We start from the raw sequence: 23,514 nt of genomic DNA, 5'->3' as shown, positions 1-23,514 counted from the left end.
GAAGGGCTAGCGCGCGACGGTCACGACGACCGGGGCGCCGTCCGCATCGACGTACCCGGCGAGCGTCAGTCTCGCGTCCTGGTCGATGCCCTCCGCCGTCACGAACGTGATCTGCGGAACCAGATCCATCGTGCAGACCTCGTTCGCACTCTCCTCGAGCCGAACGATCGCCTCGTTCTCGCTGACGGCCTCGACGGCCCCGGAGGCAGGCATGCAGGTCGACGATCCCCAGGTGAGGACCGCGAGTTCATGCGCGTCGATCCATGCCGCTGCGGGTGTCTGCTCGGGCATCCGATCGGCCGGGATGATCTCCCCTGAGACAAGTCCGGGAAGCGTCAGTTCCGTGGTCTCTCCCCCGGGATCCGTCACTGTCAGTTCGACAGGTCGCGAGGAATCGAACGCCGCCGGCAGCCCGACGTACATTCCGTGAGCGGTCTGCACTGCCGCGCACACCTCATCCGTGCCGTCGACGAGAACGAGCTCGAGCGATTGGTCCCCCGCGACGACGTCCCCGATCTGCGGAGCGCACGCATCGCCCCACGTCTTCACGACGAACGACGTCGCATCCAGCCATGCCGCCTGCGGTGCGTACGTCGTGTCGGAGGTGTCCGGAGCGGACGTCGATTCCGGGACAGGAGAGGTCCCCGCCGACATGGCGCATCCGCTCAGTGCCGCAGCGAGCACCACCCCGCCCAGGGCGAGGGACGAGAACGTGCGAAGAGAAGCTGTCATACCCGTGAGTGTCGCAACCGCGCGGATCGTCTCACTCTCCGGCGCGCGACCACCGGCCCGTGTCGCACGCCCGTGCCAGACTGTGCTGGTGACCGATCGCCTCATGCTGCTCGACACCGCCAGCCTCTACTTCCGCGCCTTCTACGGCGTCCCCGACAAGGTGACGGCGCCCGACGGCGCTCCGATCAACGCGGCGCGCGGTCTGCTCGACATCATCGCGAAGCTCGTCACGCTCTACGAGCCCACCCATGTCATCGCCTGCTGGGATGACGACTGGCGCCCGCAATGGCGCGTCGATCTGATCCCCAGCTACAAGACGCACCGTGTCGTCGAGGTCGTCGAGGTCGGACCTGACATCGAAGAGGTCCCCGACCCCCTCGAAGCGCAGATCCCCCTCATCCGGGAGACGCTCGCCGCGATCGGGATCCCGATCATCGGGGTGGCGGAGCACGAGGCCGACGACGTCATCGGCACGCTCGCGACCGGAGCGACGATGCCGGTCGACATCGTCACCGGAGACCGCGATCTGTTCCAGCTCGTCGACGACTCCCGCGATGTGCGGGTCATCTACACCGCGCGCGGCATGAGCAATCTCGAGGTCGTGACCGATGCGACCGTGGTCGCGAAGTACGGGGTGCTCCCCTCGCAGTATGCCGACTTCGCCACCATGCGCGGCGACGCCTCAGACGGTCTTCCCGGTGTGGCCGGGGTCGGTGAGAAGACCGCCGCGACGCTGCTGCAGACCCACGCCGATCTCGAGGGCATCCGCGCGGCCGCCGAGGCCGGAGAGGGCATGAGCGCCGGGGTGCGGGCGAAGGTGCTGGCCGCATCCGCCTACCTCGATGTGGCCCCCACCGTGGTCGCGGTCGCCACGTCGCTTCCCATCACGACGCCCGATATCCCGTTGCGGGTGCTCGATCCCGCGGAGGTCGATGCGGCGACGGCTCTCGCCGAGAAGTGGAACCTCGGCGGCTCGATGACGCGCGCGGTGGCAGCGGTGTCGAAGGCCGCCCTCGCGTCCGGCTGACCCCCGGTCAACCGCAGCTGCACCTATTCCGCCCAGGCGAGAAGCCGGGAGAGTCCCCAGGTCGTCACGATCCGGGAGGCAGGAATCCCCGCGCGCTCGGCTCGCTCCGCGCCGTGATCCAGCAACGAGAGCTGACCGGGAGCATGCGCATCCGAGTCGATGGAGAACAGGCATCCGGCTTCGAGCGCGATAGCGATCAGTTCGTCCGGCGGATCCTGACGCTCGGGGCGCGAGTTGATCTCGACCGCCACCCCGTTGTCCGCGCAGGCGGCGAAAACCGCAGCCGCGTCGAACGCCGACTCCGGGCGGGTCCCTCGTTCCCCCTGCACCAGGCGCCCGGTGCAGTGCCCGAGCACGTTCACCCTGGGGTGCGACACCGCGGCGATCATGCGTGCGGTCATCGGACGCGAGTCCATCCGCAACTTCGAATGCACCGATGCCACGACGATGTCCAGTTCGCGGAGCAGGGAGTCCTCCTGGTCGAGAGCGCCATCCTCGAGGATGTCGACCTCGATGCCGGCGAGCAGGGTGAAACCGTCACCGGACTCCGCACGCACCAAGGGCATCTGCTCCCGAAGCCGCTCGGCCGAGAGCCCTCTGGCCACCCGAAGACGCGGCGAGTGATCCGTTATCGCCTGATACTCATGGCCCAACGCGCGAGCTGCCGCTGCCATGACAGAGATGGGAGTAGTGCCGTCGGACCAGTCGGTGTGAGCGTGCAGGTCGCCGCGCAGCTTCGTGCGCAGCAGCGAGACACGCTCAGGTTCGACGTCGCCACGCAGCTCGACGAGGTAGTCCGGCACCTGCCCGGCCTGCGCCTGACGGATCACCGCGAAGGTGGATTCTCCGATGCCCTTCGCCGCTCTCAGGCGGGTGGGATCGGCCCGGACGTCGTCCGGAAGATCCTGCAGGGTCGCGGCAGCCTGACGAAAAGCCTTCGCTCGGTACCGTGAGGCCCGCTCGCGCTCCAGAAGAGAGGCGATCTCCAGCAGGGCGTCGACGGGATCCACGGTCACTCCTTCGGGGCCGCCAGCTCGCGACTGACGGAGATCCACTGGTCGAGCTTGGCCAGGGCACGGCCGTCGTCGACGGCCGCCGATGCCTTGTCGTACCCCTCGCGCAGTCGTTCGAGGATCGGGCGCTGCACCTGCATGGCGTCCTGGGAGAGTTCGAACGCGACGATGCCCGCCGCCGCATTGAGCAGCACGATGTCGCGCACCGCCCCGGTCTCCCCCGCCAGCGTCCGTCGCAGCACCTCCGCGTTGTGCTGCGGCGATCCGCCGATCAGGTCGGCCAGGTCGGCGATCGGGATGTCGAGGTCACGGGGGTCGAGGTCGTGCTCGTGGATGTCCCCGCGGGTGACCTCCCAGATGCGGCTGTGGCCGGTCGTGGTGAGCTCGTCGAGTCCGTCGTCGCCTCGGAACACCAGCGCGGTCGCGCCGCGGGTCCGGAAGACGCCGGTGATCAGCGGTACGCGCTCGATCTGCGCGACACCCACGGCGTTGGCTTCGGCGCGCGCAGGGTTGCACAGCGGCCCGAGCATGTTGAAGACGGTGGGAACCCCGAGCTCCGCGCGGACGGATCCTGCGTGCTTGAAGCCGGGGTGGAACGCGCCCGCCCACGCGAAGGTGATCCCGGTGCGGTCGAGGATGGAAGCGACGGCGGCGGGGTCGAGTGACAGCTCGAGGCCGAGAGCACCGAGCACGTCTGAGGAGCCGGAAGCCGAACTCGCCGCACGGTTGCCGTGCTTGACGACGGGCACGCCGGTGGCGCCGATGATGATCGCCGCCGTGGTCGAGACGTTCACCGTGCCGACGCGGTCGCCGCCCGTCCCGACGATGTCGAGCACATCAGGAGAGACGGGAAGAGGGACCGCGGCCTCGAGGATCGCGTCGCGGAAGCCGACGATCTCGTCGATCGTCTCCCCCTTGGCACGAAGAGCGACGAGGAATCCTGCCAGCTGGGCCTCCGTGACGCTGCCCTGCATGATCTGCCGCATAGCCCACGTCGACTCCCACACGCTGAGATCGCGACGCTCCAGAAGAGAGGTGAGCACGTCGGACCAGGTCAGGGAATCAGCCATGTGTGCGATCCTATCGGCGCAGAGAAAACATGCAGATGCTTCCGAACACACGTGCACCCCACCCCCACCCCTTGTTTCCCGCGGATTCACCGGGTATTCGCAGTGTTTTCTTAGGGTCTCCTAAGTCGTCGACCGGCAACTCGAAGGTCGCCGGTGCAAGAATCACGCCCGCGGATCGGCCATAATGGAGGGGTGACGACCTCAGCGACGTATGCCCCGGCGGCGAGAACGATTAAGCGGCCCAACCCGGTAGCTGTCGGCACCATTGTGTGGCTCGGCAGTGAGGTGATGTTCTTCGCGGGACTCTTCGCGATCTACTTCACCCTCCGCAGCACCTCCCCGGAGCTGTGGGCGGCCCGGACCGAGCTGCTGAACGTCCCGTTCGCCGCAGTGAACACTGCGATCCTCGTACTCTCCTCGTTCACGTGCCAGATGGGCGTGTTCGCGGCAGAGGACCTGCAGCCCTACAAGATCGGCAAGGGACAGAAGAACGGCGCCGGACGCCGTCGCCTGTTCGGATGGGGGATGGTCGAGTGGTTCTTCCTCACCTTCGCCCTCGGCGCGATCTTCGTCTCCGGCCAGGTCTGGGAGTATGCCCAGCTCGTTGCCGAGGGCATGCCCATCAGCGCTGACTCGTACGCTTCCGCGTTCTACCTGACGACGGGCTTCCACGCCCTGCACGTCACCGGCGGACTGGTCGCGTTCCTGCTCGTCATCGGACGCGCATACGCCGTCAAGAACTTCCGGCACAAGGAGGCGACCTCCTCGATCGTGGTGTCCTACTACTGGCACTTCGTCGACGTCGTCTGGATCGTGCTGTTCCTCGTTATCTACTTCCTGAAATAAGAGCGGAGCTGATCCCCGAGATGGCACGAGAGAAGAAGCGCCGTTCCAGCGGTCGTCGCAGCCCTTTGGCGGCGGCCGCGCTCATCGGCGCAGGCCTCATGATCACCGGCGCCGTGTACGCCGGCGCGACCGCTGCGTTCGCCGCGACCGACACCCAGTCCGCGGCGACCTCGCAGTTGACCGTGGAGGACGGCAAGAAGCTGTTCACGGCCAACTGCGCCACCTGCCACGGTCTCGACCTGCAGGGAACCGCCAACGGCCCCAGCCTCTACGGCGTGGGTGAGCTGGCGACCGAGTTCCAGCTCTCGACCGGCCGCATGCCTCTGCAGATGCAGGGCCCCCAGGCGCCGCAGAAGGCCCCGCAGTTCACCGAGGACCAGATCCTCGCGATCTCGTCCTTCGTCCAGTCCGAGGCTCCCGGCCCGACGTTCCCGTCGGACCACATCCTCGACGGCAAGGGCGATGTCTCCAACGGCGCCGAGCTGTTCCGCGTCAACTGCGCGATGTGCCACAACGTGGCCGCCGCGGGTGGAGCGCTCACCGAGGGCAAGTACGCCCCCGGACTCAGCGAGACCAGCGCGCTGCACATGTATGCCGCCATGGTCACCGGCCCCCAGAACATGCCGGTCTTCGGCGACATGAACCTGTCCGACGAGGACAAGCGAGACATCATCTCGGCGCTGCTCTTCCAGCAGCAGTCCGTGCAGATCGGTGGCTTCTCGCTGGGCTCGCTCGGTCCGGTCTCCGAAGGCCTGTTCGTGTGGATCTTCGGTATCGGCGCGCTCGTCGCCGTCACCGTGTGGATCACGGCGAAGTCCAACTGACGCTTAATCATCGAAGAGGAACGTACGAGGAGCACCATGGCACACGACGACGACTCGCAGGCTCTTGACAGGGCCTACCAGCCCTCTCCGGGGCTGGGTGTCGCAGTCAGCGATCCCGTGCAGAACCCCGGGCTTCCGCCGCACCGCGAGCGGATGACCGATAAGGACCCGCGCGCCGAGAAGGCCGCTGTCCGCACTGTCTACACGCTGTTCTATCTCTCGCTCGCCGGCAGCATCTGGGCGGTCGCCGCCTACATGCTGTTCCCGATCGAGAGCGGCGCGCTCATCGACATCCGGCAGAACAACCTCTTCATCGGTCTCGGCATCGCGCTCGCGCTGCTGGCCCTCGGCATCGGTGCCATCCACTGGTCCAAGGCCCTCATGTCCGACAAGGAGTTCATCGAGCACCGCCACCCCACCCGTGGCAAGGACTCCACGCGCGAAGCGGCCATCAAGGCCTTCTCCGACGCGAATGAAGAGTCGGGCTTCGGCCGTCGCTCGATGATCCGCAACTCGCTTTTCGCCGCGATCGTCGCCTCGATCATCCCCGGCGTGACGCTGTTCCGTGGCCTGGCGCCGCACTCCACTCCGGAAGACCCCACCGCGGGCGACCCGGTCGTGCTGCTCAAGCACACCATGTGGGAAGAGGGCGCGCGCCTGGTGCGCGATCCCGACGGCACCCCGATCCGCGCGGCTGACGTCACCCTGGGTTCGGCGTTCCACGTGATCCCGGAGGAACTCGCCACCCTCAGCCACAGCGACGGCTACCTCGAAGAGAAGGCCAAGGCCATCGTGCTGATGATGCGTCTGCGCCCCGAGCAGCTGATCGAGGCCGAGGACCGCAAGGACTGGTCCTACGACGGCATCGTCGCGTACTCCAAGGTCTGCACGCACGTCGGATGCCCTGTGGCTCTGTACGAGCAGCAGACCCACCACCTGCTGTGCCCGTGCCACCAGTCGCAGTTCGACGTCACGGACCATGCAAAGGTCATCTTCGGCCCGGCGGCTCGTCCGCTGCCGCAGCTGCCCATCACCGTCGATGACGAGGGCTACCTGGTCGCACGCAGCGACTTCAAGGAACCCGTCGGCCCGAGCTTCTGGGAGCGCCATTGAGCACCGCAACGCTGTCCAAAGAGGACAAGGACACCAAGGCGCCCCTCGGCGGTCGCTTCGTCGGTGCCGCGTCGAACTACATCGATGAGCGCACCAGCCTCTCCGGCTTCGTCAAGGAGCTCGGACGCAAGATCTTCCCCGACCACTGGTCGTTCATGCTCGGCGAGATCGCGCTCTGGAGCTTCGTCGTGGTGTTCCTCTCCGGAACCTTCCTGACGTTCTTCTTCCAGGCGTCCATGGTCGAGACCCACTACACCGGCGCCTACGCTCCGATGCGGGGTATCGAGATGTCCGCGGCGCTCGAGTCGTCGCTGCACATCTCCTTCGATCTGCGCGGTGGACTCCTGGTCCGGCAGATCCACCACTGGGCCGCCCTCGTGTTCATCGCCGGCATCGGCGTGCACATGCTCCGCGTGTTCTTCACCGGTGCCTTCCGCAAGCCGCGTGAGCTCAACTGGGTGATCGGCTTCATCCTCTTCATCCTCGCGATGGCCGAGGGCTTCACCGGATACTCGCTTCCCGACGACCTGCTCTCGGGCAACGGCCTCCGCATCATCGACGGCATGATCAAGGGTCTCCCCCTGATCGGCACCTGGACCTCGTTCCTCCTCTTCGGTGGCGAGTTCCCGGGTACCGACATCGTCGGACGCCTGTACACGCTGCACATCCTGCTGCTGCCGATGCTCGTCATCGCGCTGATCGTGGTGCACCTGATGCTCATGATCATCAACAAGCACACGCAGTTCGCCGGCCCGGGCCGCACGAACGACAACGTCGTGGGCTACCCGATGATGCCGGTGTACATGTCCAAGATGGGCGGATACCTGTTCATCGTCTTCGGCACCATCGTGTTGATCGCGACGTTCTTCCAGATCAACCCGATCTGGAACTACGGTCCGTACGACCCGTCCCCTGTCTCTGCCGGCACCCAGCCCGACTGGTACATCGGCTTCGCCGACGGCGCCCTGCGTCTGGCACCGTCGAACTGGGACATCGTCTTCCTCGACCACACCTGGTCGTTCGGCATCATCGCCCCGGTTCTGGTCCTCGGCCTGTTCATCGTGGCGGTGGCGATCTACCCCTTCATCGAGGCGTGGGTCACCGGAGACAAGCGCGAGCACCACATCGCACAGCGCCCGCGCAACGCCGCGACGCGCACGGCGATCGGTGTGGCCGGCGTCATCTTCTACGCCGTCCTCTGGGCTGCGGCATCGTCCGACCTCATCGCGACGCACTTCATGCTCACGATGGAGGGCGTGATCCACACGCTGCAGGCCCTGCTCTTCCTCGGGCCGATCCTGGGTTACTTCGTCACGAAGCGCATCTGCATCGCGCTGCAGAAGAAGGACCGCGAGATCGTGCTGCACGGTTTCGAGTCCGGTCGCATCGTCCGCCTCCCCGGTGGCGAGTTCATCGAGGTGCACCAGCCGGTCGACAAGTACGACCGCTGGAAGCTGATCGACGTCGACACTTACGAGCCCCTCGTGGTGCGCCCCAATGACAAGGGCCGCATCCCGTGGACCGAGAACCTCCGTTCCTCGATCTCCCGTTGGTTCTTCGAGGACCGTCTCGCCCCGCTCACGCAGGCCGAGGTCGAGGCGGCGGATGCTCACCAGCACCACGTCACGGCTCACAACGACGAGACCGAGGCTGCAGAGATCCAGGGCGCCCACGAGCGCGCAGGATTCCCTGACGCCCCGCTCACGGTCGATGAGACCCACGTCGACGAGACGCCGAACACGCCGAGCACGGTCATCGCGACCGAGCCGGTGAAGAAGCCTCGCAAGAAGTCGGAGGATGGCGAGTAGTCGCCACTCCCCCACTGATGAAGGCCTCGTCCCTGCGGACGGGGCCTTCATCGTTAATCCCCTAATGAGAGGATCGATCCATGTCGTCCGTCGTCCAGCTGATCCGCGGCACCGCCCTCGCCGAAGTCCCCTACGCCTACGCCGCGACCGCACCGGCCGGCTCACGCCTGATCTTCCTCGCCGGCGCGTGCCCGCTGAACGACGATGGCACGACTACTGCACCCGGTGACTACGCCGCTCAGGCTGCCAAGTGCGTAGAGACCCTCCAGGGGGCACTCGAGATCGCCGGCGCGACCATCACCGACGTCATCAGCACGCGGGTACTCGTGGCCTCCTCATCGCAGGCCGACCTCGTCGCGGCCTGGGATGTCATCCATGCGGCTTTCGGCGCGCACGACGTGCCCAGCACGCTCCTGGGCGTGACGGTGCTCGGCTACGACGACCAGCTGGTCGAGATCGAAGCGATCGCGGCTGTCGCCGAATGAGCATCAACGTCGTCGTCCGCCCGGCCGCGCCCGACGATGACGCGGCGACGGAACAGATCGAAGTGGCCGCCGATGCCCTCCTCATCGAACGGTTCGGAGCCGTCGACTGGCCTCCCCCGACGCCCCCGCAGGAGCGCGCATCGATGCCGGGCTTCGTCCTCGTCGCCGAACACGACGACGGGACCACCACGACGCCGGTCGTCGTGGGCTTCGTGCACGTGCTGGAGCTCGACGGCCACGCGCATCTCGAGCAGCTCTCGGTGCTTCCCTCTTACGGACGCCAGGGCATCGGTCGTGAGCTGGTCACGGCCGCGCTCACGGAATCGCGCCACCGGGGTCATACCGAGATCACCCTTCGCACCTACATCGACGTGCCCTGGAACGCCCCCTTCTACACGTCCTGCGGCTTCGTCGTGAGCGAGCCGGACACCCCACTGCTCCGAGATCTGGTCCAGGTCGAATCCGCGCTGGGCCTCTTCGAGCACGGACCGCGCACGCAGATGACGGCTGTGCTCTGATTCACGGCTGTGCTCTGATCCACGGATGTGCTCTGATCGGTAGCAGTACGTCGATCGTCGAACGCGCCGCGATCGACGACGGCACTTCTGCCGCTGACTTCGCCGGGCCGCCCTGGCTGGCGTATACCCCCGGCTCCGGCATTGACCGCAATCCGTCGCTGAGCGGCTGGATTCCACCGGATGGTTCTCGCGTGTCTCCGTAGGCTGGAATCATGATCGATCGTGCCGAGTTCTACGCAGCCAAGTTGACCTATGAGACAGACCCCAGCGATGTGCACGCGGCGCTCAAGGCCGGCGAGAACATCGTCGTCGTCGACGTCCGCTCCGACGAGGCGTGGGCCCAGGGGCGGATCGCTGGTGCCGTGCACATGCACTACAGCGAGATCGCCTCGCGTGCTGCCGCCGAGATCCCCGAGGGTACGGACGTGGTCGTCTACTGCTGGAGCCCCGGCTGCAACGCCGGCGCCAAGGGCGCGCTCGAGTTCGCCCGCCTCGGATACGCCGTACGCGAGATGATCGGCGGTTTCGAGTACTGGGTCCGGGAGGGTTACGCGGTCGAAGACAGCGATGGCGTCCACCACCGCCCCGTGGATCCGTTGACCGGCATCGCACGCATCCGCGCCCACGCCTGATCACGGCCCCGGCGCACGAAGAAGGCCCCCGGATTCCTCCGGGGGCCTTCTTCCGTGCAGCTGGGTCAGCGGGCGAAGTTGCCGCGGTAGTACTCGTACACCCAGCCGACGATCGCGACGACGAAGATCGCGAGGCCGATGGGCAGGAGGAAGTGCCCGACCGCGAGCCCCACCACGAAGACTCCCGCCGAGGCAGCGAGGACGATGGGCCACCAGGACCACGGGCTGAACTCGCCGAGCTCCGGGTCACCGTCGTCGATGTCGGAGGTCAGGATGTCTTCGGGCAGCTCACCACGCTGCGCCTTGTGAGTGCGATCGAGATAGAACGCGATCATCGCTGCCATGAAGGCGGCGAAGAACAGGGCGACCGTACCGACCCACTCGATTCGCATCGCGAAGTTGTCGTTCGGTGTGGCCAGGATGTGCCAACCGGTGTAGACGACTCCGACGAGAGCGAAGAACGCCGTCAGGATCCACCAGAGAATGACGTTGTCGCGCATGACTTAGTGGGCCTCTCGCTCGCCGGGAGCCGTCGTGGCGAACTCCGCAGCCTCCGGGTGATTCAGGTCGAACGCAGGCCGCTCGCTGCGGATGCGCGGGATCGACGTGAAGTTGTGACGCGGGGGCGGGCAGGACGTCGCCCACTCGAGCGATCCGCCGTAGCCCCACGGGTCGTTGACCGTGACCTTCGGCGCCTTGCGGGCGGTGATCCAGACGTTCAGGAAGAACGGCAGCATCGAAGCGCCCAGGATGATGGCACCGATCGTCGAGACCTGGTTCTGCCAGGTCCATCCGTCGGCCTCCGAGTAGTCGGCGTAACGACGCACCATGCCGTCGACGCCCAGCCAGTGCTGGATGAGGAAGGTCATGTGGAAACCGATGAACAGAAGCCAGAAGTGCACGTAGCCGAGACGCTCGTTCAGCATGCGTCCGGTCCACTTCGGCCACCAGAAGTAGAAACCGGCGAACATGGCGAACACCACGGTTCCGAACACCACGTAGTGGAAGTGGGCGACCACGAAGTACGAGTCGGAGAGGGCGAAGTCCAGCGGCGGAGCCGCGAGGATGACACCGGTCAGACCACCGAAGACGAACGACACGAGGAACCCGAGAGCGAAGACCATCGGAGTCTCGAAGGTGACCGACCCTCGCCAGAGGGTACCGATCCAGTTGAAGATCTTCACACCCGTCGGCACGGCGATCAGCATCGTCATGAGCGCGAAGAACGGCAGCAGGACCGAGCCCGTCACGTACATGTGGTGAGCCCACACCGCGACCGAGAGAGCGGCGATGGCGATCGTCGCGTAGACGAGGGTCTTGTATCCGAAGATCGGCTTGCGGCTGAAGACCGGGAAGATCTCGGAGACGATACCGAAGAACGGCAGCGCGATGATGTACACCTCGGGGTGACCGAAGAACCAGAACAGGTGCTGCCAGAGCAGAACGCCGCCGTTGGCCGGGTCGTAGATGTGAGCACCGAGGATGCGGTCGGCTGCCGCGGCGAAGATGGCTGCGGCAAGCACCGGGAACGCCATCAGGATCAGGAGGCTCGTGATGAGCGTGTTCCACGAGAAGATCGGCATGCGCCACATCGTCATGCCGGGGGCACGCATCGTGATGATCGTGGTGATGAAGTTGACGGCACCGAGGATCGTTCCGAATCCGGAGATGCCGAGACCCACCATCCAGAGGTTTCCACCCGCACCCGGCGAGAACGATGCCCCTGCCAACGGCTGATAGGCGAACCACCCGAAGGATGCCGCGCCCTGCGGGGTGAGGAAGCCGGCCACCGCGATCGTGGAGCCGAACAGGAAGAGCCAGAAGGCGAAGGCGTTCAGACGCGGGAAGGCGACGTCAGGGGCGCCGATCTGCAAGGGCAGGATCGCGTTGGCGAAGCCGGCGAACAGCGGCGTCGCGAACATCAGCAGCATGATCGTGCCGTGCATCGTGAACAGCTGGTTGTACTGCTCCTTGGTCGGGATGATCTGCATACCCGGCGCGAACAGCTCGGCACGGATGACGAGTGCCATCACACCGCCGAGGAGGAAGAACATCACCGACGCGATCAGGTACATGTACCCGATGGTCTTGTGGTCGGTGGAGGTGATCCACTTGACGACGATGTTGCCCTTCTGCTCGACGCGCGAGGAGCTCATGAGAGCGGCCTGGCGTGCGGGCAGAGTCTGGGGACGCGAGCGGGGAGACTCGTCGGTACGGGGAGCTTCTGTGGTCGACATGGCTTACTCCCCTCCTTCCTCGGTGTCGGTCTTCGGGGTGGTCCCCGGAAGGTTCGAGAGACGGTCGTAGGCGCCGGTGATGTCACCGGTGTTGCCCTGCTCCTCGAGCGACGCGAGGTAGGAGTCGTACTCGCTCTGCGAGACGACCTTCACGTTGAAGAGCATCATCGAGTGGTACTCACCGCAGAGCTCGGCGCACTTGCCGGCGTACTCGCCCTCACGGGTGGGGATGAACGACCAGGAGTTGTCCTTCCCGATGAACATGTCCTTCTTGTACAGGAAGTCGATGATCCAGAAGGAGTGGATGACGTCGCGCGACTGAAGGTTGATCGTGACCTTCTTGTCGACCGGCAGCACCAGTGTCGGCAGCTGCGCCTGATCGATGTTGCCGTCCTTGTCGGGCTGGGCCTGGATGCCCATGGTCCACACGGCGTCGGAGTTGTCCTTCTCGTCACCGTCGTACTGGAAGTCCCACGCCCACTGCTTCGCGATGGCGGTGATCTCGACGTCGGGCTCGTCCCACTTGGCCTCGATCTCCGTCTGATCGCGGGCGGTGAAGAAGAACATGCCCAGAACCAGGATGAGCGGCACGATCGTGTAGAAGATCTCGATCGGCATGTTGTAGCGCATCTGCACCGGGAGACCAGTCTGGCCCTTGCGACGGCGGTAGGCGATCGCCGCCCAAGCCATCAGGCCCCAGGTGATGATGCCGACGGCGAGAAGCACGATCCACGAGTTGACCCAGAGCGACGAGACACGCTCGGTCTGGTTGGTGGCAGCGGGTCCACCCTCCACGAAGCCCGGAAGAAAGCCGTTCAGCTCGGTGGGAGAGCATCCCGCCAGGGCCAAGGCTGCCGCAACTCCCACAGGGAGGGCGGCCCAACGAAGGCTGCGTTTCGAGGGCACGATGCACCTTTCAGATCGCGAACAGAGCACACCCAAGTCTAGGGCAACCTCACACCTGATTCATGCCATCCACGCAGGTTGTGGAACCAGAACGGCCGCCGTCACCGATGGTGACGGCGGCCGAGTCGGCAGAGCGAGGATCAGTGGAAGCTGTCGCCGCAGGCGCAGCTGCCCGCTGCATTGGGGTTGTCGATCGTGAACCCCTGCTCGGAGATCGTGTCCTTGAAGTCGATCGCCGCACCGTCGAGGTACGGGACGCTCATGTTGTCGATGATCACCTCGACGCCGTCGAAGTCGACCGTCTCGTCGCCCTCCAGATAGCGCTCGTCGAAGTACAGCTGGTAGATCAGGCCCGAGCATCCGCCCGGCTGCACGGCGACACGCAGACGCAGGTCGTCGCGGCCTTCCTGCTCGAGGAGGTTCTTCACCTTCGTGGCAGCAGCGTCGGTCAGGGTGACGCCGTGTGCGCGGGTGGTCTCTGGGGAGAGTGTGGTGTCGCTCATGTCGCTCCTTGTGACGGGCCGCAGATGCACGGCTTCTCGGATGATTCTACCGCCGCAGATGCTGTGAGGCTCAGAGTTCCGCCTCATTCATGCGGGCCAGCAGCAGCGCCTCGGTCGCGACCGCATGACGGAACGTGTCGAGGTGCAGCGACTCGTTCGGGCTGTGTGCCCGCGAATGGGGATCTTCGACACCGGTGACCAGGATCTGTGCGGCCGGGAACTCTCGCACCAGATCGGCGATGAAGGGGATCGATCCCCCCACGCCCAGATCGACCGGAGCGACTCCGTAGCCGTCACGCATGGCGTCGCGGGTCAGAGCGACCGCCCAGCCGCTCGTGTCCACCAGGAAGCCGTCGCCGAGATCGACATCCGAGAACGTGAGCTCTGCTCCGAACGGCGCATGCGCGCGAAGATGACCCTCGAGTGCGTCGTAGGCTTCCTGACCGGTCTGCCCGGGGGCGACGCGAGCGCTGATCACGACGGTCACCTCGGGGAGCAACGTGTTGGACGCCGCCGCGACGCTCGTGGCATCGATACCGATCACCGTGACCGACGGCTTGTTCCAGATGCGGCTGAGGATCGTCCCGTCACCGATCGGAGTGGTGCCGGGCAGAAGTCCGGCCTCATCGCGCAGAGTCGCCTCGGTGTAGTCCGGCGTCGGCGCATCGCGCTCCGTCATCCCCTCGACCGCCACCGAGCCGTCGGCGTTCCACAGCGTGGACAGCAGCGTGACGGTCGCCATCATCGCGTCGGGCACCGCGCCACCGAACATCCCGGAGTGCGAGGCGTGGTCCAGGGTGCGCACGCGCATCGTGAAGCGCGCGTTGCCGCGGAGGGAGACGGTGAGACCAGGAGTCACGGAATCCCAGTTGCCGGAATCGGCGACCACGATGGCATCAGCGCGGAGCGCATCCTTGTTGTCGGAGAGGAACTGGGCGAATGAACGGGATCCATACTCCTCTTCGCCCTCGATGAACATCGCGATACCGAGCTCGAGGTCATCGCCGAGCACCTCGCTCACCGCACGGATCGAGGCGATGTGCGACATGATCCCGGCCTTGTCGTCTGCCGCTCCACGCCCGTAGAGACGCCCGTCGCGTACGGTCGGCTCGAACGGCGGCGTCTCCCACAGGGCGTCATCCCCAGGAGGCTGCACGTCGTGGTGCGCATAGAGCAGGATGGTGGGCTTGCCGTTGCGTGCCGCGCGGGTGGCGAGGACGGCCGGCTGTCCCTGCTCCTCGGTGCCCGGGATCGCTGCGCGGAGCACGCGCACCTCGTCGAAGACCCCCGTGTCCGATGCCAGGGCCGCCACGGCATCCGCACTGCGTTGCAGCTGGGTCTGATCGAACGCGGGCCAGGCCATACCCGGAATGCGAACGAGGTGACCGAGATCCGACAGCGCTGCGGGGATTCCGGTCGCCACCGCCTCGAGGACGGCGGCATCGGACTCACGGGGAGGAACAGGAGAGGTCATGCGAGTAATCTTAAGGTGATCCCCCGCCGGCGAACCGAGGAACTCCGTGTCCACTACCCCTACCTCCCCTTCCACGAACGACGACGCCCCCGAGACGACTGCCGTCGGCAAGGGGCGCGCGACGCCGACCCGTGCGGAGCAAGAGGCAGCACGTCGCCGCCCCCTGGTCGCCAACACCAAGGAAGCGAAGGCGGCCGCGAAGGCGGACCTCAACGAACGTCGTGCCCGCGCCCAGGCCGGCATGGCCGCCGGCGAGGAGAAGTACCTCCCCGTCCGCGACAAGGGCCCGCAGCGCCGTTGGGCGCGCGACTACGTGGACGCCGGCTGGCACCCGGCCGAGTTCGTGATGGGAGTGATGGTGCTGGTCATCCTCGCCTCGCTCGTTCCGGCCAACACGGTCATCTCGTTCTACGCCTACATCGTCATGATGGGCTACCTCGTCATCGCCATCGGCGGCATGGTCCTGCTCGGCATGCGGGTCAAGCGCAAGGCCGCGGCGAAGTTCGGCAAGGATCGCCTCGAGCGCGGCCTCGGATGGTACGCCGCGATGCGCGCGCTCCAGATGCGCTTCATGCGTCTGCCGAAGCCGCAGGTCAAGCGCGGCCAGTACCCCGACTGAGCAGTCCCCTGTTGATCTCGCGGCCCCAGAACGGACCGCGGTACAGGAAAGCGGTGTAGCCCTGCACGAGGGTCGCCCCCGCATCGAGGCGCTCCTGCACGTCGGACGGCGTCTCTACTCCCCCGACGGCGATCACGCAGAAGTCGGAAGGAACCGCTTCGCGCACCACGCGGAGCACTTCGAGCGAGCGCTTCTTCAACGGCGCTCCGGACAGACCTCCCGCTCCGGCAGCCTCGACTGTGGCGGCATCCGTGAGCAGCCCGTCTCGGCTGATCGTGGTGTTGTGAGCGATGATTCCTGCGAGCCCCTCGGCTACCGCCATCTGCGCGATCGCCGTGATCTCCTCGTCAGAGAGGTCCGGTGCGATCTTGACGAGCAGCGGAGTGGCCCCGGCTGCCTCGCGCACGGCACGCAACAGCGGCGCGAGCGTTTCGACGGCCTGCAGTCCCCGAAGGCCCGGGGTGTTCGGAGACGACACGTTCACGGCCAGATAGTCGGCGAGCGGAGCCAGCCGCGCCGCCGAGGCCACGTAGTCGGCCGTCGCATCCTCTACCTCGACGACTCGGCTCTTGCCGATGTTGACGCCGATGATCGTGTCGGGAGCCCCGCGACGCAGGCGTGCGAGACGACGTGCCGCTGCATCCGCACCCGCGTTGTTGAAGCCCATCCGATTGATCACGGCACGGTCCGCGATGAGACGGAAGAGCCGCGGCTTCGGGTTGCCATCCTGCGGTATCGCGGTCACGGTGCCGACTTCCACGTGCCCGAAGCCGAGAGCCGCGAGTCCCCGCACACCCACCGCGTTCTTGTCGAAACCTGCGGCGACGCCGAACGGTGACGGGAACGTGAGACCGAGCGCTTCGACGCGCAGCGACGGGTCGGGATGGGTGATCGCACGCGTGGCCCACGAGAACGGGGGCACGCCGAGAACGCGGATCACCGCCATGCCGGCGTGGTGGGCGAACTCGGGATCGAAGCGCGAGAGGACAGCGCGGAAGAGCAGCGGATACATCCCTGCCAGATTACCGCTCCTCGGACTCCCTCTTCGTGTGGTCGGCACGCAGATCGGTGATCGCGGCCTCGAAGTCCTCGAGGGAGTCGAACGCCTGGTAGACGCTGGCGAAGCGCAGGAACGCGACCTCATCGAGTTCACGCAGCGGGCCGAGGATCGCGAGACCGATCTCGTTGGTGTCGAGCTGCGAGACACCGGTCTGGCGCACGGCCTCTTCCACGCGCTGTGCGAGCACGGCGAGGTCGCCCTCCGTGACCGGACGGCCCTGGCATGCCTTCCGCACGCCCGTGATGACCTTCTCGCGACTGAACGGCTCCATCACGCCGGAACGCTTGATCACGTTGAGGCTCGCGGTCTCGGTCGTCGTGAAACGGCCACCGCACTCCGGGCACTGTCGACGGCGCCTGATCGAGAGCCCGTCGTCGCTGGTGCGTGAATCGATGACGCGGGAGTCGGGGTGTCGACAGAAGGGGCAGTGCATCTGACCGATCCTACGCGGTGAAACGGGCCTCGATCGCTTCACCGTGCGCGGGGAGCACCTCGGTGTCGGCGAGGGCGACGACTCCGGCACGCACGGCAGCCAGCGCAGCCCTGTCGTAAGAGATGACCTGCTGCGGACGGAGGAACGTGTACGACCCGAGACCCGGGGCGTAACGCGCCTGTCCCCCGGTCGGCAGCACGTGGTTGCTGCCCGCCATGTAGTCTCCGAGGCTGACCGGCGTCTGGTCGCCGACGAACACGGCACCGGCACTGGTGAAGTCGGCGGCGGCATCCTCGGCGTCGACGAGGTGCAGCTCGAGGTGCTCCGGCGCGTAGGCGTTGCTGAACGCCGTGGCCATGGCCCTGTCATCCACGAGGACGATCGCGGACTGCGGTCCCGAGAGAGCGGCGGCGACACGCTCACTGTGGCGGGTCCTCGCGGCCATGCGCTCCACCTCGACGGCGACCTGCTCGGCGAGCTCGTCCGCATCGGTGACCAGCACCGCGGACGCCTGCTCGTCGTGCTCAGCCTGGCTCACGAGATCGGCGGCGATGAGTCGCGGATCCGCGTGGGAATCCGCGACGACGAGGATCTCGGTCGCCCCGGCCTCCGAGTCCGTGCCGACCACACCGGCGACCGCGCGCTTCGCGGACGCGACGTAGTTGTTGCCGGGACCGGAGACGACATCGACGGGATCGAGATCCAGTGACGGCACACCGTAGGCCAGGGCGCCGATCGCTCCGGCACCGCCCATCGCGTATACCTCCGTCACCCCCAGCAGAGCCGCCGCCGCGAGGATGGTCGGGTGAATCCGCCCGCCCTGATCCGCCTGCGGCGGGGATGCCAATGCGATCTGCTCGACCCCGGCGATCTGCGCGGGCACGACGTTCATGATCACGCTGGACGGGTAGACGGCCTTGCCGCCGGGGATGTAGACCCCCACGCGGTGCACCGGCTGCCACCGCTGCGTGATCACGGCCCCGTCCCCGATCCGGGTGACCTGTGTTGCCGGAACCTGCGCGGCGGAGGCCAGACGCACTCGGCGGATCGCCTCTTCGAGCGCGCCCCTGACCTCGGGAGCGAGTTCAGCCAGCGCTGCGGTGATGTGTCCGGCGGGCACTCGTACGGCGTGATCCGTGACGGCGTCGAATCGTTCGGCCTGCTCGCGAAGAGCGTCCTCGCCACGGTCGCGCACGTCCTCGACGATCCGCGCAGCGGTTTCGAGCGCTTCGGCACGCGCCTGGGTGGCCCGGGGTACCGCGGCGAGCATGCCTGCGGGCGAGAGCTCGCGCCCTCGCAGGTCTATGGTGCGCATTTCAGCCCTTCGTGATGTCGGAGATGTCGTGGAGGTAGCCGATCCGTCCGTCGTCATGTCGCACGACGAACGCACCCCCACGATCTTCGATCACCAGTGCCCACGCGCTCGGGCCGATGCGGAACAGCGGTTCACCACGCTCGTCGTGGACATCGCGCTCCGAGGGAGCGAGGATCCAGAACGGTTGAGCGGCGGGGGCTGCCTCGCGAGGGTTGGTCGCTTCGAGGTCGGCGTCGGAGACGCCCTCCAACACCAGCGGCGCCAGCTCTTCCGCAACGACGTCGGTCTCATACGTCGCCGCCGTCTCCAGAAGCGACTCGATGCTCCCGGTGTCCGAGACGATCTCGGGTTCCTGACCGCGCGAACGACGCGAGTAGGCGGGCACGTAATCCTCATCCGAGGACTCCTGCTCGGTACCGATGCCGCCGCCCGAGGCGTGGGCAGTGAGCGGCACCTGCTCGGCGAGGTCGAATCGGGCGATCTCGTCGGTCGCCTGCCTCCCGGAGGGCTCGACATCGATCGGGATCACGAGCGCTGGTGTCGCACCATCGACGATGACATCTGTCCGGCCGTCGGCCTGCGCCTCTGCCCCCTCGAGGGATGCGGACGAGTCGGACCCCGCAGGCGATGCCTCGGCCGACTCGCCGGACGGTTCTTCCGCTGCCGGCGCAGGCTCAGGACGCGGCCGCGCGATGACCGGACGCACCGGATTCGCGTTGCGGTGCGCGAGAGTCACCAGACGACCGTGGAAGTCTTCCTTCAGCCCCGGGATGATCGGAGCGAAGACGGTGAGGACGACGAGGGCCAGAGAGGTGATCACCATGGCGACCCCGTTCCACGGAAGGCTCCACGTGCCTCCGGAGACGAGTGCGGAGATCGCGAGCCACAGGCTGCCGGCCCAGACCACCGCTGACACGGAGAACGCGACCGAGGCGAACTGATCGATGCCCAGCGAACCGACCCTGCGGATGCCGTCGGGCGAGAAGCGGCGCAGCACGAGAAGGAAGACGGCGACAGTCGGGAGCGCGATCGGGAGTATCCATTGGATGCCGACGCCCCACAGCGAGAGGTCGCCGATCAGCGGGAAGAAGGAGAAGACGAAGGACAGCAACCAGACGCCCACGATCAGCAGCTCACGCAGTGTGAAGCCGAGGATGCCGAACTCCGGCGTGACCTCTTCGTCGTAGAGGACGCCGTCATCGTCGCCGAAGACGATGTCCTCGGTGTCCGATCCGGGGAGATCCGTGCTCATGCGTGGTCCTTTCGTCACAGGGCTCGACGGGTGGATTCGTCGTGCTGCCGACGGCTCACGATCCTACCCGCTCACCCCAGACAGGTGGGTCCGAGCAGTGACTTGAGGTCACCGAACAGGTCTGCGGACACCTTGACCGGCATGGGCACCTCGAACACCTTCGCGGTGCCTCCGCGATGCACCCGAAGCAGCACTTCGGTGTCGCCGTTGTGCCGTCGCAGCACCTCTGCGAGCTCCATCATCACCCGCTCTGTCGCGCGCTGCTCGGCGAGGACGAGGGCCAAGGGACCCGCCGCGTCGAAGGACCCCACATCCGGCGCGAAAGCCGACTGCGCGTGCAGGTTGAGCCCGTCATCGCGCCGGGACACGCGCCCGCGGACTGCGAGAATCGCATCCTGCTGCAGCGTGTGCTGGAACTCGGTGTAGGTCTTTCCCATGAACATCACGGTGACCTCACCGTTGAAATCCTCGACGGTGATCATGCCGTAGGGATTTCCGCTCGCCTTGGCGACGCGGTGTTGCACGCTGGTGACGAGCCCGGCCACCGTCACCTGGTCGCCGTCCTGCAGGTCTTCGGAGTTGTTGAGGTCGTGGATCGAGATCGATGCATGCTTCGCGAGAGGCACCTCGAGCCCGGCCAAGGGGTGGTCGGACACGTAGAGACCGAGCATCTCGCGTTCGAAAGCGAGCTTGTCCTTCTTGATCCACTCGGGGCGGGCGGGGACCTTGGCGGGAGCGACCTCGTCCATGCCGTCGTAGAGGCTGTCGAAGTCGAACCCGATGGCGCCCTGTGCCTCGTTGCGCTTGCGATCGACGGCGGCCTCCACCGCGTCTTCATGCACCTCCATGAGCGCTCGACGGGAGTCGCCCATCGAGTCGAAGGCGCCGGCCTTGATCAGCGACTCGACCGTGCGCTTGTTCGAGACGTGCAGCGGAACCTTCTCGAGGAAATGATGGAACGAGGTGAAGCGCTCGTCCTTGCGGGCCTGCACGATCCCCTCGACGACGTTGCTGCCGACGTTGCGGACGGCGCCGAGGCCGAAGCGGATGTCGTCGCCGACGGCCGCGAAGAAGTTGATCGAGTCGGAGACATCGGGCGGAAGGACCTTGATGCCCATGCGGCGGCACTCGTTCAGGTAGAGCGCCATCTTGTCCTTGGAGTCGCCGACGCTGGTGAGCAGCGCCGCCATGTACTCGGCGGGGTAGTGCGCCTTGAGGTATGCGGTCCAATACGAGACGAGACCGTATGCGGCGGAGTGGGCCTTGTTGAAGGCGTAGTCCGAGAAGGGCAGCAGGATGTCCCACAGCGCCTTGATGGCCGCCTCGCCGAATCCGCGCTCGGTCATACCGCCCGCGAAGCCTTCGTACTGCTTGTCGAGCTCGGACTTCTTCTTCTTGCCCATCGCTCGACGCAGGATGTCTGCCTGTCCGAGGCTGAACCCCGCGACCGCCTGGGCGATGGCCATGACCTGCTCCTGGTAGATGATGAGCCCGTAGGACTCCTCCAGGATCTCGGCGAGCGGCGCCTCCAGCTCGGGGTGGATCGGCGTGATCTCCTGCACCCCGTTCTTGCGCAGCGCATAGTTCGTGTGCGAGTTGGCTCCCATGGGACCCGGCCGATACAGGGCGATGAGGGCCGAGATGTCACCGAAGTTGTCGGGCTTCATCAGACGCATGAGCGAACGCAGCGGCGGGCTGTCGAGCTGGAAGACGCCCAGGGTGTCGCCGCGCGCGAGCAGCTGGTACACGCCGGGGTCGTCGAGACCGAGATGTTCGAGGTCGAGCTCTTCGCCACGGTTCGTGCGGATGTTGTCGAGCGCATCCGAGATGATCGTGAGGTTCCGGAGCCCCAGGAAGTCCATCTTGATCAAACCGAGGGACTCGCACGACGGGTAGTCGAACTGCGTGACGATCTGCCCGTCCTGCTCGCGGCGCATGATCGGGATGATGTCGAGGAGCGGATCGGACGACATGATCACGCCGGCGGCGTGCACGCCCCACTGGCGCTTCAGCCCTTCGAGACCCAGCGCGCGGTCGAAGACCGTCTTCGCCTCGGGATCCGTCTCGATCAGGGTCCTGAACTCGCTCGCCTCCTTGTACCTCGGGTGCGCGGAGTCGAACATGCCGTCGAGCGGCATGTCCTTGCCCATCACGGGCGGCGGCATCGCCTTGGTGAGGCGCTCCCCCATGCTGAACGGGAAGCCGAGCACGCGGCCGGCGTCCTTCAACGCCTGCTTGGACTTGATCGTTCCGTACGTGACGATCTGCGCGACGCGCTCGGATCCGTACTTCTCCGTGACGTAGTCGATGACCTCGCCGCGGCGCCGGTCATCGAAGTCGACGTCGAAGTCGGGCATGGAGACACGGTCGGGGTTGAGGAAGCGCTCGAAGATCAGGCCGTGTTCGAGTGGGTCGAGGTCGGTGATCTTCATCGCGTACGCGACCATCGACCCGGCACCCGAGCCACGGCCCGGCCCCACGCGGATGCCGTTGTCCTTGGCCCAGTTGATGAAGTCGGCGACGACGAGGAAGTACCCCGGGAAGCCCATCTGCAGGATGATGCCGGTCTCGTACTCGGCCTGCTTGCGCACCTTGTCGGGGATGCCGCCGGGATATCGGTAGTGCAGGCCGGCCTCCACCTCCTTGATGAGCCAGCTGTCCTCGGTCTCGCCGTCGGGCACAGGGAAGCGCGGCATGTAGTTGGCCGAGGTGTTGAACTCGACCTCGCAGCGCTCGGCGATCAGCAGGGTGTTGTCACAGGCTTCGGGGTGGTCGCGGAACAGTTGGCGCATCTCGGCCGCGGTCTTGATGTAGTACCCGTCGCCGTCGAACTTGAACCGGTTCGGGTCGTCCATCGTCGATCCCGACTGCACGCACAGGAGCGCCTCGTGCGCGTCGGCCTCGTGCTGATGCGTGTAGTGCGAGTCGTTGGTGGCGACCAGCGGGATGTTCAGGTCCTTCGAGAGACGGAGGAGATCGGTCATCACGCGCCGCTCGATCGACAGACCGTGGTCCATGATCTCGGCGAAGTAGTTCTCCTTGCCGAACAGGTCCTGGAACTCGGCTGCGGCCGCGCGCGCAGCGTCGTACTGTCCGAGACGCAGGCGCGTCTGGATCTCGCCTGACGGGCATCCGGTGGTCGCGATCAGTCCTTTGGAATAGGTCTGCAGCAGCTCGCGGTCCATGCGCGGCTTGAAGTAGTAGCCCTCCATGCTCGACCGGGAGCTGAGCCGGAACAGGTTGTGCATGCCCTCGGTGCTCTGACTCCACATGGTCATGTGGGTGTACGCACCGGAACCCGAGACGTCGTCGCTCTTCTGATCGGGAGAGCCCCACTGCACGCGGGTCTTGTCGCTGCGGTGAGTTCCCGGGGTGACGTAGGCCTCGAGTCCGATGATCGGCTTGACACCCGCGGCATTGGCCGCCTTGTAGAACTCGAAAGCCGCGAAAGTGTTGCCGTGATCGGTCACGGCGATGGCCGGCATCTTGTAGTCGGCGGCCGCCTGGGTCATCGCGTTGATCTTCGCCGCTCCGTCGAGCATCGAATACTCGCTGTGCACGTGCAGGTGGACGAAGGAGTCGGATGCCATGCCTCCGATTCTACGGCGGAGCCCCGACACCGGAGGCCGGTGTCGGGGCTCCGGCAA

Annotated in this window: 22 protein-coding genes; 9 read left to right on the top strand and 13 right to left on the bottom strand. The window is 66.3% G+C overall.

Annotated elements, in window-relative coordinates:
- Positions 1–6: 6 nt before the first annotated feature.
- On the bottom strand, positions 7–732 hold the full coding sequence (locus MST3598_RS06945) for a hypothetical protein (RefSeq protein WP_029258326.1): 726 nt from the start codon (positions 730–732) through the stop codon (positions 7–9).
- A gap of 88 nt (positions 733–820) precedes the next feature.
- On the opposite strand from MST3598_RS06945, the gene MST3598_RS06940 reads away from it, so the two are divergent.
- Positions 821–1,759, top strand: coding sequence for a 5'-3' exonuclease (locus MST3598_RS06940; protein ID WP_029258327.1), 939 nt, complete (start codon positions 821–823; stop codon positions 1,757–1,759).
- Between the two features lie 23 nt (positions 1,760–1,782).
- Here the strand turns inward: MST3598_RS06940 and MST3598_RS06935 are convergent, their stop codons facing one another.
- Together MST3598_RS06935 and trpD are read right to left on the bottom strand one after the other, a co-directional pair.
- Entirely contained in the window at positions 1,783–2,769 is a 987-nt protein-coding gene (locus MST3598_RS06935; RefSeq protein WP_029258328.1) for a PHP domain-containing protein, read from the bottom strand.
- 2 nt (positions 2,770–2,771) lie between these two features.
- Positions 2,772–3,842: an anthranilate phosphoribosyltransferase gene (gene trpD / locus MST3598_RS06930; protein WP_029258329.1), complete on the bottom strand. Its 1,071-nt coding sequence runs from the start codon at positions 3,840–3,842 to the stop codon at positions 2,772–2,774.
- Positions 3,843–4,034: 192 nt separating this feature from the next.
- Between trpD and ctaE the strand changes: the two genes are divergently transcribed.
- From ctaE to MST3598_RS06895, 7 genes are all read left to right on the top strand, one after another.
- Positions 4,035–4,688 carry an aa3-type cytochrome oxidase subunit III gene (gene ctaE, locus MST3598_RS06925; RefSeq protein ID WP_029258330.1) on the top strand — a complete coding sequence of 218 codons (654 nt, stop codon included), beginning with the start codon at positions 4,035–4,037 and terminating at the stop codon, positions 4,686–4,688.
- A 20-nt stretch (positions 4,689–4,708) separates the two neighbouring features.
- A complete protein-coding gene (gene qcrC / locus MST3598_RS06920) occupies positions 4,709–5,512 on the top strand; it encodes a cytochrome bc1 complex diheme cytochrome c subunit (RefSeq protein ID WP_029258331.1) in 804 nt (267 codons plus the stop codon).
- A gap of 36 nt (positions 5,513–5,548) precedes the next feature.
- Entirely contained in the window at positions 5,549–6,625 is a 1,077-nt protein-coding gene (gene qcrA, locus MST3598_RS06915) for a cytochrome bc1 complex Rieske iron-sulfur subunit (RefSeq protein WP_021201548.1), read from the top strand.
- Positions 6,622–8,433 carry a cytochrome bc1 complex cytochrome b subunit gene (qcrB, locus tag MST3598_RS06910; RefSeq protein WP_021201549.1) on the top strand — a complete coding sequence of 604 codons (1,812 nt, stop codon included), beginning with the start codon at positions 6,622–6,624 and terminating at the stop codon, positions 8,431–8,433. Before qcrA ends, qcrB begins: the two co-directional genes overlap by 4 nt.
- Positions 8,434–8,513: 80 nt before the next feature.
- Positions 8,514–8,918, top strand: coding sequence for a RidA family protein (locus MST3598_RS06905; RefSeq protein WP_029258332.1), 405 nt, complete (start codon positions 8,514–8,516; stop codon positions 8,916–8,918).
- Positions 8,915–9,436 (top strand): GNAT family N-acetyltransferase, encoded by a 522-nt coding sequence (locus MST3598_RS06900; RefSeq protein ID WP_029258333.1) that lies wholly within the window; start codon positions 8,915–8,917, stop codon positions 9,434–9,436. Before MST3598_RS06905 ends, MST3598_RS06900 begins: the two co-directional genes overlap by 4 nt.
- Positions 9,437–9,648: 212 nt before the next feature.
- On the top strand, positions 9,649–10,068 hold the full coding sequence (locus MST3598_RS06895; RefSeq protein ID WP_029258334.1) for a rhodanese-like domain-containing protein: 420 nt from the start codon (positions 9,649–9,651) through the stop codon (positions 10,066–10,068).
- A 65-nt stretch (positions 10,069–10,133) separates the two neighbouring features.
- Here the strand turns inward: MST3598_RS06895 and ctaF are convergent, their stop codons facing one another.
- From ctaF to MST3598_RS06870, 5 genes are all read right to left on the bottom strand, one after another.
- On the bottom strand, positions 10,134–10,568 hold the full coding sequence (gene ctaF, locus MST3598_RS06890; protein WP_021201553.1) for an aa3-type cytochrome oxidase subunit IV: 435 nt from the start codon (positions 10,566–10,568) through the stop codon (positions 10,134–10,136).
- A 3-nt stretch (positions 10,569–10,571) separates the two neighbouring features.
- Positions 10,572–12,305 (bottom strand): aa3-type cytochrome oxidase subunit I, encoded by a 1,734-nt coding sequence (gene ctaD / locus MST3598_RS06885; protein WP_021201554.1) that lies wholly within the window; start codon positions 12,303–12,305, stop codon positions 10,572–10,574.
- A 3-nt stretch (positions 12,306–12,308) separates the two neighbouring features.
- The gene (gene ctaC / locus MST3598_RS06880; protein WP_029258335.1) at positions 12,309–13,211 is read right to left on the bottom strand and encodes an aa3-type cytochrome oxidase subunit II; all 903 of its coding nucleotides are present in this window, start codon (positions 13,209–13,211) and stop codon (positions 12,309–12,311) included.
- 140 nt (positions 13,212–13,351) lie between these two features.
- Positions 13,352–13,714, bottom strand: coding sequence for an iron-sulfur cluster insertion protein ErpA (gene erpA / locus MST3598_RS06875; RefSeq protein WP_017830247.1), 363 nt, complete (start codon positions 13,712–13,714; stop codon positions 13,352–13,354).
- A 70-nt stretch (positions 13,715–13,784) separates the two neighbouring features.
- Entirely contained in the window at positions 13,785–15,188 is a 1,404-nt protein-coding gene (locus MST3598_RS06870) for a dipeptidase (RefSeq protein WP_029258336.1), read from the bottom strand.
- Between the two features lie 46 nt (positions 15,189–15,234).
- On the opposite strand from MST3598_RS06870, the gene MST3598_RS06865 reads away from it, so the two are divergent.
- On the top strand, positions 15,235–15,807 hold the full coding sequence (locus MST3598_RS06865) for a DUF3043 domain-containing protein (RefSeq protein WP_021201557.1): 573 nt from the start codon (positions 15,235–15,237) through the stop codon (positions 15,805–15,807).
- Here the strand turns inward: MST3598_RS06865 and MST3598_RS06860 are convergent.
- From MST3598_RS06860 to dnaE, 5 genes are all read right to left on the bottom strand, one after another.
- Positions 15,782–16,819, bottom strand: coding sequence for a quinone-dependent dihydroorotate dehydrogenase (locus MST3598_RS06860; RefSeq protein WP_029258337.1), 1,038 nt, complete (start codon positions 16,817–16,819; stop codon positions 15,782–15,784). The genes MST3598_RS06865 and MST3598_RS06860 overlap by 26 nt on opposite strands.
- 10 nt (positions 16,820–16,829) lie before the next feature.
- The gene (nrdR, locus tag MST3598_RS06855; protein WP_021201559.1) at positions 16,830–17,300 is read right to left on the bottom strand and encodes a transcriptional regulator NrdR; all 471 of its coding nucleotides are present in this window, start codon (positions 17,298–17,300) and stop codon (positions 16,830–16,832) included.
- Between the two features lie 10 nt (positions 17,301–17,310).
- On the bottom strand, positions 17,311–18,615 hold the full coding sequence (gene hisD / locus MST3598_RS06850; protein WP_029258338.1) for a histidinol dehydrogenase: 1,305 nt from the start codon (positions 18,613–18,615) through the stop codon (positions 17,311–17,313).
- 1 nt (position 18,616) lies between these two features.
- Positions 18,617–19,867: a hypothetical protein gene (locus tag MST3598_RS06845; RefSeq protein WP_029258339.1), complete on the bottom strand. Its 1,251-nt coding sequence runs from the start codon at positions 19,865–19,867 to the stop codon at positions 18,617–18,619.
- A 71-nt stretch (positions 19,868–19,938) separates the two neighbouring features.
- On the bottom strand, positions 19,939–23,457 hold the full coding sequence (dnaE, locus tag MST3598_RS06840; protein WP_021201562.1) for a DNA polymerase III subunit alpha: 3,519 nt from the start codon (positions 23,455–23,457) through the stop codon (positions 19,939–19,941).
- Positions 23,458–23,514: the final 57 nt, after the last annotated feature.

This window comes from Microbacterium sp. TPU 3598, assembly GCF_002356155.1.
In the GTDB taxonomy this organism is placed as follows: Bacteria; Actinomycetota; Actinomycetes; order Actinomycetales; family Microbacteriaceae; genus Microbacterium; species Microbacterium maritypicum_A.
Note: the sequence above shows the minus strand (reverse complement) of the source record. Positions and strands in the feature narration are given on the sequence as shown.

Coding starts and splice junctions, on each gene's coding strand:
- MST3598_RS06895 (WP_029258334.1), top strand. CDS start 9,649: ATGATCGATCGTGCCGAGTTCTACGCAGCCAAGTTGACCTATGAGACA.
- trpD (WP_029258329.1), bottom strand. CDS start 3,842: ATGGCTGATTCCCTGACCTGGTCCGACGTGCTCACCTCTCTTCTGGAG.
- qcrC (WP_029258331.1), top strand. CDS start 4,709: ATGGCACGAGAGAAGAAGCGCCGTTCCAGCGGTCGTCGCAGCCCTTTG.
- ctaD (WP_021201554.1), bottom strand. CDS start 12,305: ATGTCGACCACAGAAGCTCCCCGTACCGACGAGTCTCCCCGCTCGCGT.
- MST3598_RS06870 (WP_029258336.1), bottom strand. CDS start 15,188: ATGACCTCTCCTGTTCCTCCCCGTGAGTCCGATGCCGCCGTCCTCGAG.
- dnaE (WP_021201562.1), bottom strand. CDS start 23,457: ATGGCATCCGACTCCTTCGTCCACCTGCACGTGCACAGCGAGTATTCG.
- hisD (WP_029258338.1), bottom strand. CDS start 18,615: ATGCGCACCATAGACCTGCGAGGGCGCGAGCTCTCGCCCGCAGGCATG.
- MST3598_RS06860 (WP_029258337.1), bottom strand. CDS start 16,819: ATGTATCCGCTGCTCTTCCGCGCTGTCCTCTCGCGCTTCGATCCCGAG.
- ctaF (WP_021201553.1), bottom strand. CDS start 10,568: ATGCGCGACAACGTCATTCTCTGGTGGATCCTGACGGCGTTCTTCGCT.
- MST3598_RS06845 (WP_029258339.1), bottom strand. CDS start 19,867: ATGAGCACGGATCTCCCCGGATCGGACACCGAGGACATCGTCTTCGGC.
- MST3598_RS06905 (WP_029258332.1), top strand. CDS start 8,514: ATGTCGTCCGTCGTCCAGCTGATCCGCGGCACCGCCCTCGCCGAAGTC.
- MST3598_RS06900 (WP_029258333.1), top strand. CDS start 8,915: ATGAGCATCAACGTCGTCGTCCGCCCGGCCGCGCCCGACGATGACGCG.
- nrdR (WP_021201559.1), bottom strand. CDS start 17,300: ATGCACTGCCCCTTCTGTCGACACCCCGACTCCCGCGTCATCGATTCA.
- erpA (WP_017830247.1), bottom strand. CDS start 13,714: ATGAGCGACACCACACTCTCCCCAGAGACCACCCGCGCACACGGCGTC.
- MST3598_RS06945 (WP_029258326.1), bottom strand. CDS start 732: ATGACAGCTTCTCTTCGCACGTTCTCGTCCCTCGCCCTGGGCGGGGTG.
- qcrA (WP_021201548.1), top strand. CDS start 5,549: ATGGCACACGACGACGACTCGCAGGCTCTTGACAGGGCCTACCAGCCC.